Here is a 14,600-nt window from a genome sequence, read left to right as displayed (position 1 = left end):
CCCCGTCCTCCTCGCCGACAGGTGCCCGCCCGGCCGTGCCCGGTCGTGCCGGTCGTACCCGCCGGACCGTGCTCGCTCGGTCGTGCCCGGTGGGCCGTCAGGCGAGGGCGTTGACGGTGGCGGCGAAGACGGCGGGCAGGCGGCGGGCCGCCGGGACGATCAGCCGGGCCGTGCCCGGGTGCCGTCGCGCCGCCAGCAGCCCCTCGGTGAGCAGCCGGTGGCGCAGCGACAGCCGCCGCCACGCCCGCTCGTACGCCTGGGGCCGCCCGGCGCGCAGGCACCCGACCAGCGCGCGCGCCGCCAGCAGGCCCAGGGAGACCCCCTCGCCGGTCAGCGCGTCCACGTACCCGGCGGCGTCGCCGACCAGCAGCACCCGCCCGGCCACCCGGGCGCGCACCCGCCGCCTCAGCGGGCCGGCCCCGCGCACGGGCGTCGCGGCCGGCCCATCCAGGAGGGCCACGAGCCCGGGGAACTCCGCGAGGTGCTCGTCGTAGCGGCGCCGCTCGGAGCCGAGTACGGCCACACCGACCAGATCGTCGGCCACCGGGGTGACGTACGCCTCGCCGCGCGGCGCCCAGTGCACCTCGACGAAGTCGGTCCAGGGGGCGATGCGGAAGTGGCGGCGCTGCCCGTACCGACGGGGGGCGCGGCTCGGCAGCTCCAGGCCGAGCAGGGCGCGCAGCGGCGAGTGCAGGCCGTCGGCGGCCACCAGCCAGCGGGCCCGCGTCCCGAAGGCCTCCACGTGGTCGTCGTACTGGCGCAGGGCCTCCACGCGGCCGTGGACGATCTTCACGCCGACCTCGGTGGCGCGCCCGGCCAGGGCGGCGTGCAGGGAGGTGCGGCGCACGCCGAGCCCGGGGCCGTGCCGGAACTCCGCGTGCACGCGGTGGCGCGCGTCGGCGTAGCGGATGCCGCGCAGAGGCCGGCCCGGCGCCCGCACGCCGAGCGCGCTCAGGGCGGCGGCGCCGGTGGGCATGAGGCCCTCGCCGCACGCCTTGTCCACCGGCGTCGCGCGGGGCTCGACCACCACCGCCTCCATGCCGGCCAGCGCGGCGTTGATGGCGGTCGCCAGGCCCGCGGGCCCGCCCCCGGCGATGAGCACGTCGATCACGCGGCGACCTCGCCGGTCGCCGGCGTTCTCGTCAGCGAGGCCAGGGCGGCCTCCTCGCAGCGGACGCGCACGACCATCAGCACCGCGTTGAGCGCCGTGAACACGAGCGCGGTGACCCACGCCCCGTGGACCAGCGGCAGCGCCGCGCCCTCCACGGCCACGGCGACGTAGTTGGGGTGGCGCAGCCACCGCAGGCGGTACGGCCCGCGCGTCACCAGCGGCAGGCCGGGCACGACGATGACCTCGGTGTTCCACTGCGGCCCGAGCGCGATGATGCACCACCAGCGCAGGGCCTGCGCGGCGGCGGCGAGCGCGAGCATGGGCAGGCCGAGGGCCGGGACGAACGGGCGGTCCGCCAGCCAGGTCTCCAGCAGGCACCCGGCGAGCAGGCCGGTGTGCAGGGCCACCATCCAGGGGTAGTGGCCGCGCCCGAACACCCGGCCGCCCCGGGCCAGGCTCCAGCGGGCGTTCCTGCGGGCCACGACGAGCTCGGCGAGGCGCTCGGCGCCGACGAGCAGCACCAGCAGCACGTACCACGGTGACATGTCGCCCAACGATAGGGGGACGGTGATCGACGCGGCGGACGATGACGGCATCGCGTCCCTACCAGCGCAGCAGGACGAGCTCGGAGCAGAAGCCCGGCCCCATCGCCAGGAGCACGCCCGGCGTCCCGGCGGGGGGAGGCCGCAGCGCGAGGGTGTCGCGCAGCACGTGCAGCACCGAGGAGGACGAGAGGTTGCCGACGTCGGCCAGCGAGCGCCAGGTGAGGTCCAGCGCGCCCTCGGGCAGGTCCAGGCTCTCGGCGACGGCGTGCAGCACCTTCGGGCCGCCCGGATGGCACACCCACGCCGTCACGTCCGCCGGGGTGAGCCCGTGGTCGGCCAGCAGGCTCCGCACGTCGCCGGCCAGGTAGGTGCGCACCACGTCGGGGACGCTGGTGTCGAGCACCACGCGGAAGCCGGTGTCGGAGACGTCCCAGCCCATCACGGTCTCGGAGTCGGGGTAGAGGTGGGCGCGGCTGCCGACGACCTCGGGGCCCGGTCCCTCGGCGCGGTCCGCGCCCACGGCGACCACGGCCGCCGCGCCGTCCCCGAACAGGCCGCTCGCCACGAGGTTCACCGGGGAGGCGTCGCCGCGCTGGAGGGTGAGGGAGCACAGCTCCACCGACAGCAGCACGGCCACGTGGCCGGGCCATCCGCGCAGGTAGTCGTGCAGGCGGGCGATCCCGGCCGCGCCGGCGACGCAGCCCAGGCCGAAGACGGGTACCCGCTTGACGTCGGGACGCAGCCCGAGCTTGCCCGCGAGCCGGGCGTCCACCGAGGGGGCGGCGATGCCGGTCACGGACGTGAACATGATCATGTCGACGTCGGCGGGGGTCAGCCCGGCGGCCTCCAGCGCGGCGCCCACGGCCTCCGCGCCGAGGTCCACGGCCGCCTCGACGAAGATGGTGTTGGCCGTCCCGAAGCCGTCGAGTTTCGCGTACTCCTCCAGGGGAAGCACCAGGTTGCGGTGGCCGACTCGGGCGGAGGTGTGCACCCGGTCCAGCAGCCGCCGGCTCGCCCCGGGGGGCAGGCATAGGCGCGCGAACGCGTCGGTGATCTCTGCTTGAGGGTAACGATGAGGGGGAAGGGCACCGCGGACAGCCGCAATTCGGGTCATAAGAAGTTCCCGCTTCGCCGACACTGGGAGACACCTCTGTCTTGCCCACCCGGCCCGCCCGCATACCTGAAGCGCCAGCTTGAGGATCTTTTGGTGATGTCTGCCGGGGATCTGCGGGTTCGCCCGGTTCGTCAGCCGGCCTGCGGGACGCGCACGCCCGCGAGTCGCGTCGCCTGCGCGACCAGGCGCCCCTTGGCGTCTGCGCGGAGGCCAGTGTGACAGGCGTACTACGCCCGCTCGCGCGTCTCCCGCCGCCGGACGGCTCCCGGGCCGGAGGGCTCCGGGCCGGCCAGGGCGCGGCGGCGCATCAGCGCGTGCACGAGGCATCCCGCCACCAGCCCCCAGAACGCCGAACCGACGCCGAGGAACGTCGCCCCCGAGAACGTCACCACGAAGGCCACCACGGCGCCCTCGCGTCCCTCCGACGCAGCGGATGAGGCGGCGAACGCCCCGGTGAGCGCGCCGGCCAGCGCGCCCAGCAGGGCCAGCCCCGCCACGGCCTCGATCAGCAGCGGCGGCGACAGCAGGACCAGCGCCGTGGCCAGTCCCGACCCGAGCCCCAGCACGATCATCGAGGCGCCCGCCGTGACCGAGGCGATCCAGCGGCGCGAGGGGTCGGGCCCGGCGTCCGGCCCGGCCGCCAGCGCGGCGGTGATCGCGGCCAGGTTCACCGCGTGCCCGCCGAGGAGCGCGGCGCCTGCCGAGGCGGTCCCGGTGGCCGTGAGGACGTCCCGCAGGGGCGGGCGGTAGCCGAACCCGGCCAGCACCGCCATGCCCGGCACGTTCTGCGAGGCCATCGTGACCAGGAACAGCGGCACCCCCACGCCGACGACGGCGGGCAGGCTCCACACGGGGGCGACGACCTCCACGACCGGCCACGGGTCGAGCCCGCGCAACCCGTCGGCGGGCGTCGTGACGGCGATGGCGACGGCCGCCGCCACCAGCGCGCCGGGCACGGCCCAGGTGCGGGCGAACCGGTACAGCAGCGCCCACACGAGGATCACCGGCCCCGCCATCGCGGGCACCTCCAGCATGGCGCGGACCGGGGCCAGGCAGAGCCCGCCGAGCACGCCCGCGAGCATGGCGGCGGCGATCGGCGCCGGGATCGCCGCGATCGCCCGGCCGAGGGCGGGGACGAGGCCCGAGACCACGATCAGGGCCCCGCAGACGAGGAACGCCCCCACGGCGGCAGGGAACCCGCCGTCCAGGCCGGTCGTGGTCACCAGCAGCGCCGCGCCCGGGGTGGACCAGGCGATGGTGATCGGCACGCGCCGCCGCAGGCCGAGGACGATCGCCACCACCCCCACCGCGACGCACAGCGCCATCAGCCCCGAGGCCGCCTGCCGTTCGTCCGCGCCCGCGCCGCGAAGGCCCGTCAGCACGACGGTGAACGAACTGGCGAAGCCGACCAGGGCGGTGACCACCCCGGCGACGACGGGCTGGGCGGGGGAGGTGCGTTCCATGAACGGAACGCTAGCGACCGGGGCCCGCGCCCGGCAAGGTAGGGCACGATGACGGTATGGACGCCCCGGACCGCCGACCCGCCCTCGACGCCGCCCCCGTGGAGATGGGACGGCGGGTGCGCCGGCTGCGCGAGGAACGGGGCATCTCGCTGTCGGAGCTGGCCCGGCGGGCGAACGTCGGCAAGGCCACGCTGTCCGGGCTGGAGAACGGCACGCGCAACCCCACGCTGGAGACCCTGTGGGCCGTCACCGCCGAGCTCGGCGTGCCGATCGCGGCCATCTTCGGCCCACCCGCCGGGCCGCTGGCCGTGCACGGGACCGCCGTCGAGGCCACGCTGCTGCAGGTCTTCCAGGAGGACCACGTGACCTTCGAGCTCTACCGCATCCACCTGCCCGCCGGAACGTCCCAGACCTCGCCCGCCCACCCCGCCGGGGTCACCGAGCACATGACCGTGTTCAGCGGCGTGCTCAGCGCCGGCCCCGCGACCTCCCCGGGTCGTGCCGGACCGGGCGGGTACCTCACCTGGCGGGCCGACGTCCCGCACACCTACGCGGCGGTCGGGGCCGAGGACGTCCACGCCGGCCTGCTCATCCGCTACCCGTCCGCGCGGCGGGCAGGATGACGTTCGTGGAGCCCCCCGAGTCCTTACTGGCGGCGGCCGGCGAGCTGCTCGCCGTGCCGTCCACCGCCGACCGGCCCGCGGACCTGCGGCGCGCGCTCGACCTGGTGCTCGCCTACGTCGGCCCGGGGTTCACGGTCGAGCGGTTCTCCTCCGGCGGCAAGCCGAGCGCGCTGGTGTACCACGGCGGCGCGCGGCCCCGGTTCCGGGTCATCCTCAACGCCCACCTCGACGTCGTCCCCGCCGAGCCCCGCCAGTTCCGGCCGCGCCGCGACGGCTCCCGGCTGTACGCCCGGGGCGCCCAGGACATGAAGGTCTCGGCGCTGGTGCTGGCCACGGTCTTCCGCGAGCGCGCGCCGCTGCTGCCGTACCCGATCGCGCTGCAGCTCGTCACCGACGAGGAGGTCGGCGGCCGCGACGGCACGCTGCACCAGCTGGAGCGCGGGGTCGCCGGCGAGTTCGCGCTGATCGGAGAGCAGAGCGGCCTGCGGATCGTCACCGACTCCAAGGGAATGGTCACCGCCGACCTGCGCGCCACCGGCCGGGCCGCGCACTCCGCCTATCCCTGGCTCGGCGACAGCGCCGTCCTGAAGCTGACGCGCACGCTCGGCAACCTGCTGGCCCGCTACCCCGACGCCGCCGAGGAGGTCTGGCGCACGACCGTCAACGTCGCGCGCGTCACGACGCCGGATACGGCGCGCAACCAGGTGCCGGACCTGGCCGAGGCGTGGCTGGACATCCGCTATCCGCCGGAGGACGCCGACCTGAACGGCAGGACCGCCGGGCAGATCGCCGAGCACCTGCTGACCTTCTGCGAGCCCGGCGTCACGCCGGTCGTCGGCCACGTCGGCCCGCCCCACCACGCCCGCCGCGACAGCGTGGAGGTCCGCGCGCTCCAGGCCGCCGTACGCGAGCAGGGGTACCGCCCGGACTTCCTGCGCAAGCACGGCGCCGCCGACGGGCGGTTCTACTACGAGCGGGGCGTCGACGCCGTCATCTTCGGCGTCGGCGGGGACGGCCAGCACGGCCCGGACGAGTACGCCGACCTGACCACGGTGATGCCCTATCAGCGCGCCCTGGAGGACTTCCTGTCCCGGCTGGGACCGGCCGTGCCCGGTGGCTCGTAGTCGTTCCCGTCGCTAGTCGCGGCGCAGGCAGCGTTCCCCTTCGGCGATGGCGAAGCCCGCGATGATGGCGGCGAGCATGCAGCAGGGGAACAGCAGGGACCACATCTCGGTGAGCCCCGCGTAGATCGCCAGCGCGACGCAGAGCAGCACCGCGGCGCACGCGGCCCAGAGCCATGCGCGCGTCCGCCGGAAAGCCTCCATGCTGGACGCCGTACCCGCTCGAATGAGCATCTACCGCGTAAATTCATAACATCCAGATGATCGGCGGCCGATCGCCGGATGAGTCCGGCGTGCGGTGGGATCTGACGTAGTGCGGCCCGGGACCTTGGATAGTGCGCGACCTCCGCCGCGCTCCCATGGGCGCCGCGATCTCCCCAGGTTTAGCGTGATTCGAGGCTGAATGCCGCGTACGGGCGAGATGCGAACGGGGCGCACGTACCTGGTCGGCACCGCGCCGGACGCGGCCTCCTACCGCGAGCGAGACCCCCGCACACGAAGAGAGGCAGGAGAACGTGGCCGCCAGCAGACCCGCCCGCGTGGCGATCATCGAGCAGTTCCAGGCCGACGGCATCACTCATATTTTCGGAAACCCGGGAACGGTCGAGCAGGGGTTTCTCGACGAACTGCGCCGCTTTCCCGACATCCAGTACGTCCTCGCGCTGCACGAGGCCGCCGCCGTGGGCATCGCCGACGGGTGGGCCCGCTCGACTCGCAGGCCCGCGCTCGTCCAGCTCCACTACGGCGTCGGCCTCGGCAACGGCATCGGCATGCTGTACGAGGCGCTGCGCGGCCAGACCCCGATGGTCGTGATCGCGGGCGAGGCCGGAGTCGCCTACGACAGCATGGACGCCCAGGGATCGGCCGACCTGGTCGGCATGGCCAAGCTGGTCACCAAGTGGTCCACCCGCGTCGTCGACCCCAGGTCCTCGCTGCGCATGCTGCGCCGCGCGTTCAAGATCGCCGCAACGCCCCCGTACGGGCCGGTGCTCGTCGTCCTGCCCGCGGACGTGATGGACGCCGAGACCGACGAGGACGCCGTCCCCACCTCCTTCCTGGACGCCGCGAGCGCCCCGTCGCAGGACGCCGTCCAGGAGGCCGCGCGGCTGCTGTCCGGCGCCCGCCACCCGATCGTGATCGCCGGTGACGGCGTCCACTTCTCCGGCGCGCAGGACGCCCTGGCCCGGGTCGCCGAGACCCTGGGCGCCGAGGTGTGGGGCGCCGACTGGTCCGAGGTCAACCTGCCGGTGGACCATCCCCTGTACCGGGGCGAGCTCGGCCGCATGTTCGGCACCAACAGCCACCGGATCACCGCGGCGGCCGACGCCGTGCTCGTCTGCGGCACCTATGTCATGCCCGAGGTCTTCCCGGCGATGGACGGCGTGTTCGCGCCCGGGGCCAAGGTCGTGCACATCGACCTGGACGCCGGCGCGATCGCCAAGAACTACCCCGTGGACCTCGGCCTGGTGGCCGACCCCCGGCGCGCCCTCGGCCTGCTCGCCGACGCCCTCGAGGTCGAGATGACCCCGCGGGACCGCGCCGCCGCCTCGGAGCGCCTGCGCGCCGGCGCGGCCCGCAAGGCCGAGACCCTCGCCGAGGCCCGCGCCCGCGACCTGGAGAACGCCGGCAGCCTGCCGCTGTCCACCGCCGTGTTCGCCCAGGAGCTGGCCAAGCACCTGCCCGACGATGTGATGATCTTCGACGAGGCGCTGTCCCAGTCGCCCGCCATCTCGCGCTACCTGCGGGCGAACCGGCCCGGGCACTGGCACAAGAGCCGCGGCCGGACGCTCGGCGTGGGCGTCCCCGGCGCCGTCGGCATGAAGATCGCCAACCCTGACCGCACGGTGATCGGGTTCGCCGGGGACGGCGGCACCATGTACACCCTGCAGGCCCTGTGGACCGCGGCCCGCTACAACATCGCCGCCAAGTTCGTGATCTGCAACAACGGCCGCTACCGGACGCTGGACGACAACGTCGAGCACTACTGGGGCACGCAGGACATCGCCGAGCACCCGCTGCCCGAGATGTTCGACATCAGCTATCCCGCGATCGGCTTCACCCAGCTCGCCGCCTCCCTCGGCGTGCGCTCGGTCCGCATCGAGAAGCCGCAGCAGGTCCGCGACGCGGTCGCCCAGGCGCTCGACTACCCCGGGCCCTTCCTCATCGACCTCGCCATCAGCCGCGACTCCTGAGGGCGGCCCGCCGCCCCGAAACGAGAGCCGGACCCGGCCGCCGATCGGACAGCCCAGCGCCCGATCGGCGGCCGACGCGCATTACCACAGGGAGCTGCGAGCAGGGAACCTTGGCAGGGGGCATGATCTCCTGCCTTACGGGTGGCAGGTGTCCCCTTGTAGCGTGGGCGCGGGGACCAGACGAGCCGAGCCGGGAGTGGGCGCATGCGCTGGAAGGTCAACTCGGAAGATCCGCTCTACACCGACCGGTGGCTGGACGTCCGGCTGGCCGATGTCGAGCTCCCCGACGGCACCCGCATAGGCCACCGGCTCATCCGCATGGCCTCGGGGGCGGGGACCGTGGTCGTCGACGACCGGCGGCGCGTGCTGATGATCTGGCGGCACCGCTTCATCACCGACTCCTGGGGGTGGGAGATCCCCGGCGGCCTGGTGGAGCCGGGGGAGGAGCCGATCGCCGCCGCCGCGCGCGAGGTCGTCGAGGAGACGGGCTGGCGCCCCGGGCCGCTGCGTCCCATGTTGACGCTGCAGCCCCTCAACGGCATCGCCGACTGCGAGCATCACATCTTCCGCGCGGACGGCGCCGTCCGCGTCGGCCCGCCGCTGGACGGCTCGGAGGCCGCGCGCGTCGACTGGGTGCCCGTGGCCGACGTCCGCGGCCTGATCGACAAGCGCGAGATCGTCGCCGGCTTCACGATGGCAGCCCTCCTCTACCTGCTCGGCGGGTCCTGACCTGTTCGCCCCGGACACGCCGACCGGAGCGAGACCGTCCGCACAACCGTGATCTGTCGTCCCCACCTTTGGTCACCACGCCCAGCGCCCGGAAAGGACAACTCCAGCGGAAGCGTAACTTTCCCCCAAGAATCCACTACCGGGTTCTGGTATCCCGGAGGGGGACGCGCCGAACCGGAGGGACGCACCCCCCGGCCTGGCGTGCCGCGACGCACCCGTGCCGCGATCATTAATCGGTTGCGGGCAGTGTGTGCGGTCTGGCGTTATTGAAGGGTCAGGAGAGTTTTCCGGAGGGAGGCGGCGCGGGATGGTGTACAGCGAGGTGGCGGGTGGGCGTGCGCCCATCCGGATGTGGGCCGACCCCGGGCAGGTCGAGGACCAGGCGATGCGGCAGTTGCGCAACGTCGCCAACCTTCCCTGGACGCATGGTGTCGCGGTGATGCCGGACGTGCACTACGGCATGGGGGCCACCGTGGGCTCGGTGATCGCGATGCGTGACGCGGTGTCGCCGGCGGCGGTCGGCGTGGACATCGGGTGCGGGATGAGCGCGGTGAAGACCTCGCTGAAGGTTCAGGACCTTCCGGACAACCTGCCGTATCTGCGGTCGCGGCTGGAGCAGGCGATCCCGGTCGGGTTCCACGCGCACAAGCGCCCGGTGAACCCGTCCTCGCTGCACGGGTTCCCGACGGCCGACTGGGCGGGGTTCTGGAAGAACTTCGACGCGCTGGCGCCGGCGGTCCGGGGACGCCGTGACAGGGCCGAGGTCCAGATGGGCACGCTCGGCGGCGGGAACCACTTCCTCGAGGTGTGCTCCGACGACGAGGGCGCGGTGTGGGTGGTGCTGCACTCGGGATCGCGCAACATCGGCAAGGAACTGGCCGAGCATCACATCGAGCAGGCGCGCGGGCTGCCGCACAACCAGGATCTGCCCGACCGCGACCTGGCGGTGTTCGTGGCAGGAACGGCGAAGATGGAGGCCTACCGCCGCGACCTGTTCTGGGCGCAGGACTACGCGCGGCGCAACCGCGCGATCATGATGGCGCTCGCCTGCGGCGTGCTGCGCAAGCACTTCGCCGGCATCACCTTCGAGCAGCCGATCTCCTGCCACCACAACAACGCTTGGGGCAATAGCTTCTAGTCTTGATCGATGTCACCTTCCGTAATACTCGCTCTGTCATGGCAAGCGGCCGCGAGGACTTGAGATGTTCGCTAGCATCGGGCGATGCAAGGGGGGCGGTGTGCACATGTCTGAGGATGTTTGGAATGAGCTGATTCCCGAAGGGAGTCACCACGTATTCTACTGGTTCTTGCCACTTCCGGATTACTTGGCGATTCCGCACGCCACTGTTACGTCTTTCACCTATGCGCATAACATGATTGATGCTATTGAAAGGCTGCATTCGGAGGGGCGGTGCGGCGAAGACGTTCAGTTGTCAGTGGATAGCTTGCATGTTTCGCTTCGCTTTTGGCAGGAGCGAGTCCAAGAGTATAACCCCTATGATTTAGATGCAACATTCAAGGTGGCCAAGAAAGCGTTCCCGTATGACGGCAATCAGACGGGCGACGATACGGCAGGTTCCTTGGATCGCGACGTAACTGTGGTAGAAGCGGCTGTCATATTTGAAGCTAATCTGGAGCCAGATGAGGAAGCCCTGAGTGATGCATTCGATAAGGTTATCGAGTGCATCCAGAGGGTGCAGCGCGCTTACAATGTCATTACCAAAGAGCCGGTTAAGATTGCAACCAGAGAGTTGCTTCCTTTTATGGTTCCTATGGCGCATAGGCTCGTGAATCAGGCTGACGAATCATGGCCGGACGGCCTATCTGCCTATATGGTGAATATGGGCAGCATTTTCGGTATGCGGCGATATGAAGATCTCGACGAAGAGCAGTTGTCGGCACTTCATATCGCCATAGACCGAGAGGTGTCAGCTTTTATGGCATATGCCGATCTTAGGCGTCAGTCAGGGGTTGCGCTCGAAAGGCTGGGGGACTACCGGGGGGCTGTGCTAGCAGCAGCCACGGCGGCAGAGGTGCTGCTAGACGACCTCCTCATGCATCTTATGTGGGAAGAAGGCATGCGTCCGGAGGATGCTTGTGGCACATTTGCGAATGAGCGTGCAGGGATAACGCGACGCGTCAAAGTCGAATATGCGGGGCGCATAGGCGGGTTGTGGAGCTTGAAAGACCCTGGCGCCATATCCGACTGGGCGAACAAGATCGCGTCACTGCGTAACCGCGTCATTCATGGCGGGCATGTCCCTACTTTGGGTGAAGCGAGGGAGGCGGAGAAGTGCCTGAACCGCCTCGAGGAATTCATTGTGAACCTTCTGTGCAGTCCGCCTCTGGTGGCCAAGTATCCCCGTACGGCTACGGCGCTAGCGGGAAAGCGAATAGAAAAGCAAGGTTTATCGACTCGGCGCATACGGGATCTTCTAGAGAATCCTGAGGAGCCTAACTGGGTTGAGACTTTTGCGCGGTGGCGAGCTGCTACTTGGCGGCTTGCTGAAGAATCTGAACAAGCCGAGCCCGACGTGAATAATGCTGACCTGCTACTCGTCGTGCATCCCGATGGGGCGGACGAGTGGGTTTTACATGATCGAGCCACACATAAAGCCGCACGTACAAATGAAGCCTGGAGTATGCTCCCTGAAGGGCAGGCGGCTAGTGTTCGACAGGTGCGTGATGATCTCAGTCGGCATCAATATAAGGACGCGCAATGCGTTGCAATCATCGGAGTGGCGGGTCTGCGTCCTGTCGAGGACTGGGTGGAACAGCATCGCCGGATTCCCATGCTGGGTGTAATGGTAAATCGCATCGATCACTATTGATCAGCCCTGGACCCATCGCTGAGTACGTTGAGTGACTCCCGGCTTATTCGAGCATGCGTGATGGCGAGGAGTTTCTCTACTGGGTCAAGGCGGCGCGCAAGCGCGCCGCGCGGCGTCCGGTGCCCTCCCCCGCCGGGCTGCGGCCCTGGAGGCCGGTCCCGGCGGGGAGCACCGGCCGCCGCCGCAAGCACTCCCGACGAAGAGGTATCAGCCAGTACAGGCCGACGATCGCCAGGCGGTGACTAGCCTGCTCACAGGGCCGGGGGCGATCGAAGGCCCGGCGCTTCGCACCGGTCCACCGGATGACGTGGCTTAGGGTCCGTGCACATGGATGAGCCCCCACAGCGGGTCATGGGGGCTCCGTCGCGGCGGTTGGAGTCAGCGTCTCGCCGACACGACGTGATCGGGAGGCTCTTGATCTACGGGGCGTCTCAGCGCGGGGAGCAAGGGCCGATCTTCCAGCGCCGTTTCGGTCGCGAGGTGCTTTGCCAGTTCTTCCAAGGTGTTCCCACCTCGTACGTTCGACAGGCCCCGCGCGAGAGCCCTGGCCGACAGCCCGTGGTGACGAACGGCGATCCACCCGCCCCCGGCGCTCTCGATGATCTGCCAGCGTTTGCCGTACATGCTGGTAAGGGTGGCCAGGCTCACCGCCGCGGATCGCTGTTGCATCAGGCGGCCCCGCCGATGTGCAGCGGGGGGACCACCAGACCGGCCGACTCCAGCACGTCGGCGATGATCTGTGCATGCGGGTGGTTCCTGCGCAGCTCGACATAACGAGCGGCAACGCGGGCGGCGGCCGACGCGGGATCGTTTCCGGCGCAGTAGGCGAGCTGACGGCGACCGTTTGGACGGAACTGGCCGGTCCACCAGATGTAACAGGTGGCGTCCGTCCACACCACCAGGTCAACCCACACCGATACGAGGGCGAGCCCATACCCCTGGTGGATCTCCGAGCACAGCCCATGACGCTCCAACTCCCGCGCTAACGCCAGTCCGGCACGCACCTCTGGGGGTTGTGTCCGCACCGGGAGGACCGGGCGCTCTACCCCGCCCCTTCCGACCGTCATCGGGGCTGCCCCGCGAGCTTGATCAGGTCGGCGACGCCTTCCTGAGGAGCGTTGATAGGGCACAGGTAGCGTGCGCTGCCGCCGGCGGGACGAACCCAGAAGGCAAGGGCGCGGCCGTCCTTGCGCACCGTCACCGTGCCCAGTGGCGCACCGGTCGGGAGTCGGATGTCCAACTCCGGCGGTTCTACAGCTATCGGCGCTCTCTTGTCATTGCCGAACAATGTGATCTTGATGGTCTGAATCGTCACGGACGTGAGACCCCGCCCGGAGAGACGATGAGCAAGATCGAGAAGGTGACCCCTGAACCGTTCCGCGCCCTTCTCGCTGCGGGGGAAGTGCATGGCCCGTTCCTCTCTGTGCACGATCGGTGACTGTCTACATCCGTCGTGCGTTGGAGGTTAGGCCGCCCGGCAACCCGCAGGGGGCCCAGAATGGGGCCGTGCGCTCAGGGGCCCAGGCTGGGACCTCAGCTAACGAGAGGCAGTCCCACCGCCTCAACAAGCGCGGCAGCGTCGGCCTTCAAGGGGCCCTTGGCCTGTAGGAATAGTTCCCCGACGAGACCACGAGCCGAAGGCGTGTAGCGCACTGTTTCCGGCGATGCGATTTGAGCCCGGTTCATGTAGTGCAGTGCGCCCGCCTTGTCGCTTCGCTGGTGATGAGCCCGCGCCAGCTCGACAAGCACCCGAGCACGCCGCTCGACTGAAGGCACCTCGCTAAGGTCGATGTCCTCAGCCTTCTGAAGGGCAGCGCCGGGCGTCCGAAGATCCACGCCGATGGAGATCGCGTGGAAGTCAGTGTTGCCCTGGCCGAACACTGTCCATGCATGCGCGTAGCCTCTAGGCAGACGACGGGCGACGGCATTGGCCTCATCCCAATGACGCCAAGCGTCGCCGTCGTGCCCTTCTCGGGCGAAGCTCACAGCGGCATGCAGGTTGAGTGCGCCGTACATGCCTCTCAGATCATCGGAACCTTGTTCGAGCCGAGGCCGTAGCTCGTCTGCGGCCTCTCTCACGGTTCCGATCGCTTCGCTGGTGTAGCCGGTCTCTCGCAGCCCGTTGGCGTACGACCAGGCAACGCCCGCAAGCGAGAGTGGATCATCAGCGTCTTGCGCAGCCGAACGGGCGCGATCGGCGATCACCCAGTAAAGCTCTGGCTCACACGAGTAGGCCATGGCTTGCTGGGCGAGCTGGTAGATACTCGCCAACACGGCGAGGACGCGCCGCCGCTCCGTGCCGTCCAGGACGCGGGTAAGAGCTTGTGCATCCCTGATGAGGTCCGGCAACAGGTTGCCGACTTCCGAACGCTGGAAACGCGACGCGTGCCACAGTTGCCAGGCTCCGGACACACGGCCCGCCAGGATATCGACAGACCCAGGCCCCTCCTCCGGTTGCTCCTGGCCGAACAGACGGCCCCGCACCGCGTCTCGCACATCGGAGACATAAGGCACCATGACCCGAGAACCGGCGCTGATCGGTACGGACGTCGGCCCGCCCGTGAGGAGTGACAGATCGGCGAGATTGAGGGCCCCTGCCAGTCGCGACAGCAGCTCATAGCTTGGCGTCTCGCGTTCGCCGCGTTCGATCTTCTTCAGCCAGGATGGGCCCCGGCCGACCAGACCGGCGAGAACGGGACGCGTCATGCCCCGCTTCTCTCGATACCAGCGGATGCGCTGACCAGGGGTGAAGTCCGGGGGAGGCGTAGAGTCAGGCTGAGGTGCCCCAGAGATTCCGGACATACCGCCCGATAGGGTGGTAACAGTCCGAAGGAGATGGGAACGTGCCGAAAGGTTCCAGGCGCAGGTTCA

The 14,600-nt window shown here is 70.1% G+C and carries 15 protein-coding genes and 1 pseudogene; 7 read left to right on the top strand and 9 right to left on the bottom strand.

Translation table 11 applies throughout. The features are described 5' to 3' along the window. Window positions 1–97: 97 nt before the first annotated feature. The 4 genes from AB0M95_RS26635 to AB0M95_RS26620 all read right to left on the bottom strand — a co-directional run bounded on the left by AB0M95_RS26635 (window position 98) and on the right by AB0M95_RS26620 (window position 4,233). Complete coding sequence (locus tag AB0M95_RS26635) at window positions 98–1,111, bottom strand: NAD(P)/FAD-dependent oxidoreductase (RefSeq protein ID WP_363769903.1); 1,014 nt, start codon at window positions 1,109–1,111, stop codon at window positions 98–100. Next, on the bottom strand, window positions 1,108–1,656 hold the full coding sequence (locus AB0M95_RS26630) for an isoprenylcysteine carboxylmethyltransferase family protein (protein ID WP_363769900.1): 549 nt from the start codon (window positions 1,654–1,656) through the stop codon (window positions 1,108–1,110). Before AB0M95_RS26630 ends, AB0M95_RS26635 begins: the two co-directional genes overlap by 4 nt. Before the next feature lie 58 nt (window positions 1,657–1,714). Continuing rightward, window positions 1,715–2,770 carry a 3-oxoacyl-[acyl-carrier-protein] synthase III C-terminal domain-containing protein gene (locus AB0M95_RS26625; protein WP_363769897.1) on the bottom strand — a complete coding sequence of 352 codons (1,056 nt, stop codon included), beginning with the start codon at window positions 2,768–2,770 and terminating at the stop codon, window positions 1,715–1,717. Window positions 2,771–2,997: 227 nt separating this feature from the next. Next, window positions 2,998–4,233, bottom strand: a complete 1,236-nt coding sequence (locus AB0M95_RS26620) for a benzoate/H(+) symporter BenE family transporter (protein ID WP_363769894.1) — start codon at window positions 4,231–4,233, stop codon at window positions 2,998–3,000. A gap of 56 nt (window positions 4,234–4,289) precedes the next feature. Between AB0M95_RS26620 and AB0M95_RS26615 the strand changes: the two genes are divergently transcribed. After that, window positions 4,290–4,856 carry a helix-turn-helix domain-containing protein gene (locus AB0M95_RS26615; protein ID WP_358521723.1) on the top strand — a complete coding sequence of 189 codons (567 nt, stop codon included), beginning with the start codon at window positions 4,290–4,292 and terminating at the stop codon, window positions 4,854–4,856. 5 nt (window positions 4,857–4,861) lie between these two features. Beyond that, entirely contained in the window at window positions 4,862–5,980 is a 1,119-nt protein-coding gene (locus AB0M95_RS26610; RefSeq protein WP_363769890.1) for a M20/M25/M40 family metallo-hydrolase, read from the top strand. 12 nt (window positions 5,981–5,992) lie between these two features. Here the strand turns inward: AB0M95_RS26610 and AB0M95_RS26605 are convergent, their stop codons facing one another. Beyond that, window positions 5,993–6,181 (bottom strand): hypothetical protein, encoded by a 189-nt coding sequence (locus tag AB0M95_RS26605; RefSeq protein ID WP_358521718.1) that lies wholly within the window; start codon window positions 6,179–6,181, stop codon window positions 5,993–5,995. A 311-nt stretch (window positions 6,182–6,492) separates the two neighbouring features. Here AB0M95_RS26605 and AB0M95_RS26600 point away from each other — a divergent pair, with 311 nt between their 5' ends. The 5 genes and pseudogenes from AB0M95_RS26600 to AB0M95_RS26580 all read left to right on the top strand — a co-directional run bounded on the left by AB0M95_RS26600 (window position 6,493) and on the right by AB0M95_RS26580 (window position 11,971). Continuing rightward, window positions 6,493–8,169 carry a thiamine pyrophosphate-binding protein gene (locus tag AB0M95_RS26600; RefSeq protein ID WP_363769887.1) on the top strand — a complete coding sequence of 559 codons (1,677 nt, stop codon included), beginning with the start codon at window positions 6,493–6,495 and terminating at the stop codon, window positions 8,167–8,169. Window positions 8,170–8,373: 204 nt separating this feature from the next. Beyond that, window positions 8,374–8,898, top strand: coding sequence for an NUDIX hydrolase (locus AB0M95_RS26595; RefSeq protein WP_363769884.1), 525 nt, complete (start codon window positions 8,374–8,376; stop codon window positions 8,896–8,898). Between the two features lie 307 nt (window positions 8,899–9,205). Further along, window positions 9,206–10,012 (top strand): annotated as a pseudogene (locus AB0M95_RS26590) (RtcB family protein); the annotation flags it as partial. Between the two features lie 88 nt (window positions 10,013–10,100). Beyond that, the gene (locus AB0M95_RS26585) at window positions 10,101–11,729 is read left to right on the top strand and encodes a hypothetical protein (RefSeq protein ID WP_363769881.1); all 1,629 of its coding nucleotides are present in this window, start codon (window positions 10,101–10,103) and stop codon (window positions 11,727–11,729) included. Window positions 11,730–11,782: 53 nt separating this feature from the next. Beyond that, window positions 11,783–11,971: a hypothetical protein gene (locus tag AB0M95_RS26580; protein ID WP_363769878.1), complete on the top strand. Its 189-nt coding sequence runs from the start codon at window positions 11,783–11,785 to the stop codon at window positions 11,969–11,971. Window positions 11,972–12,107: 136 nt separating this feature from the next. On the opposite strand, the gene AB0M95_RS26575 is transcribed toward AB0M95_RS26580, so the two are convergent. The 4 genes from AB0M95_RS26575 to AB0M95_RS26560 all read right to left on the bottom strand — a co-directional run bounded on the left by AB0M95_RS26575 (window position 12,108) and on the right by AB0M95_RS26560 (window position 14,531). Beyond that, window positions 12,108–12,398 (bottom strand): hypothetical protein, encoded by a 291-nt coding sequence (locus tag AB0M95_RS26575; RefSeq protein ID WP_363769875.1) that lies wholly within the window; start codon window positions 12,396–12,398, stop codon window positions 12,108–12,110. Then, the gene (locus tag AB0M95_RS26570; protein WP_363769872.1) at window positions 12,398–12,733 is read right to left on the bottom strand and encodes a hypothetical protein; all 336 of its coding nucleotides are present in this window, start codon (window positions 12,731–12,733) and stop codon (window positions 12,398–12,400) included. Before AB0M95_RS26570 ends, AB0M95_RS26575 begins: the two co-directional genes overlap by 1 nt. A gap of 59 nt (window positions 12,734–12,792) precedes the next feature. Further along, window positions 12,793–13,044, bottom strand: a complete 252-nt coding sequence (locus AB0M95_RS26565) for a hypothetical protein (RefSeq protein WP_363769869.1) — start codon at window positions 13,042–13,044, stop codon at window positions 12,793–12,795. Window positions 13,045–13,262: 218 nt separating this feature from the next. Beyond that, the gene (locus AB0M95_RS26560; protein ID WP_363769866.1) at window positions 13,263–14,531 is read right to left on the bottom strand and encodes a helix-turn-helix transcriptional regulator; all 1,269 of its coding nucleotides are present in this window, start codon (window positions 14,529–14,531) and stop codon (window positions 13,263–13,265) included. Between the last annotated feature and the right edge of the window lie 69 nt (window positions 14,532–14,600).

Origin of the sequence: Sphaerisporangium sp. NPDC051017, from assembly GCF_040683095.1 — a bacterium.
Lineage (GTDB): Bacteria > Actinomycetota > Actinomycetes > Streptosporangiales > Streptosporangiaceae > Sphaerisporangium.
The sequence above is the reverse complement of the archived record's forward strand: the minus strand, read 5'-3'. Positions and strand labels throughout refer to the sequence as shown.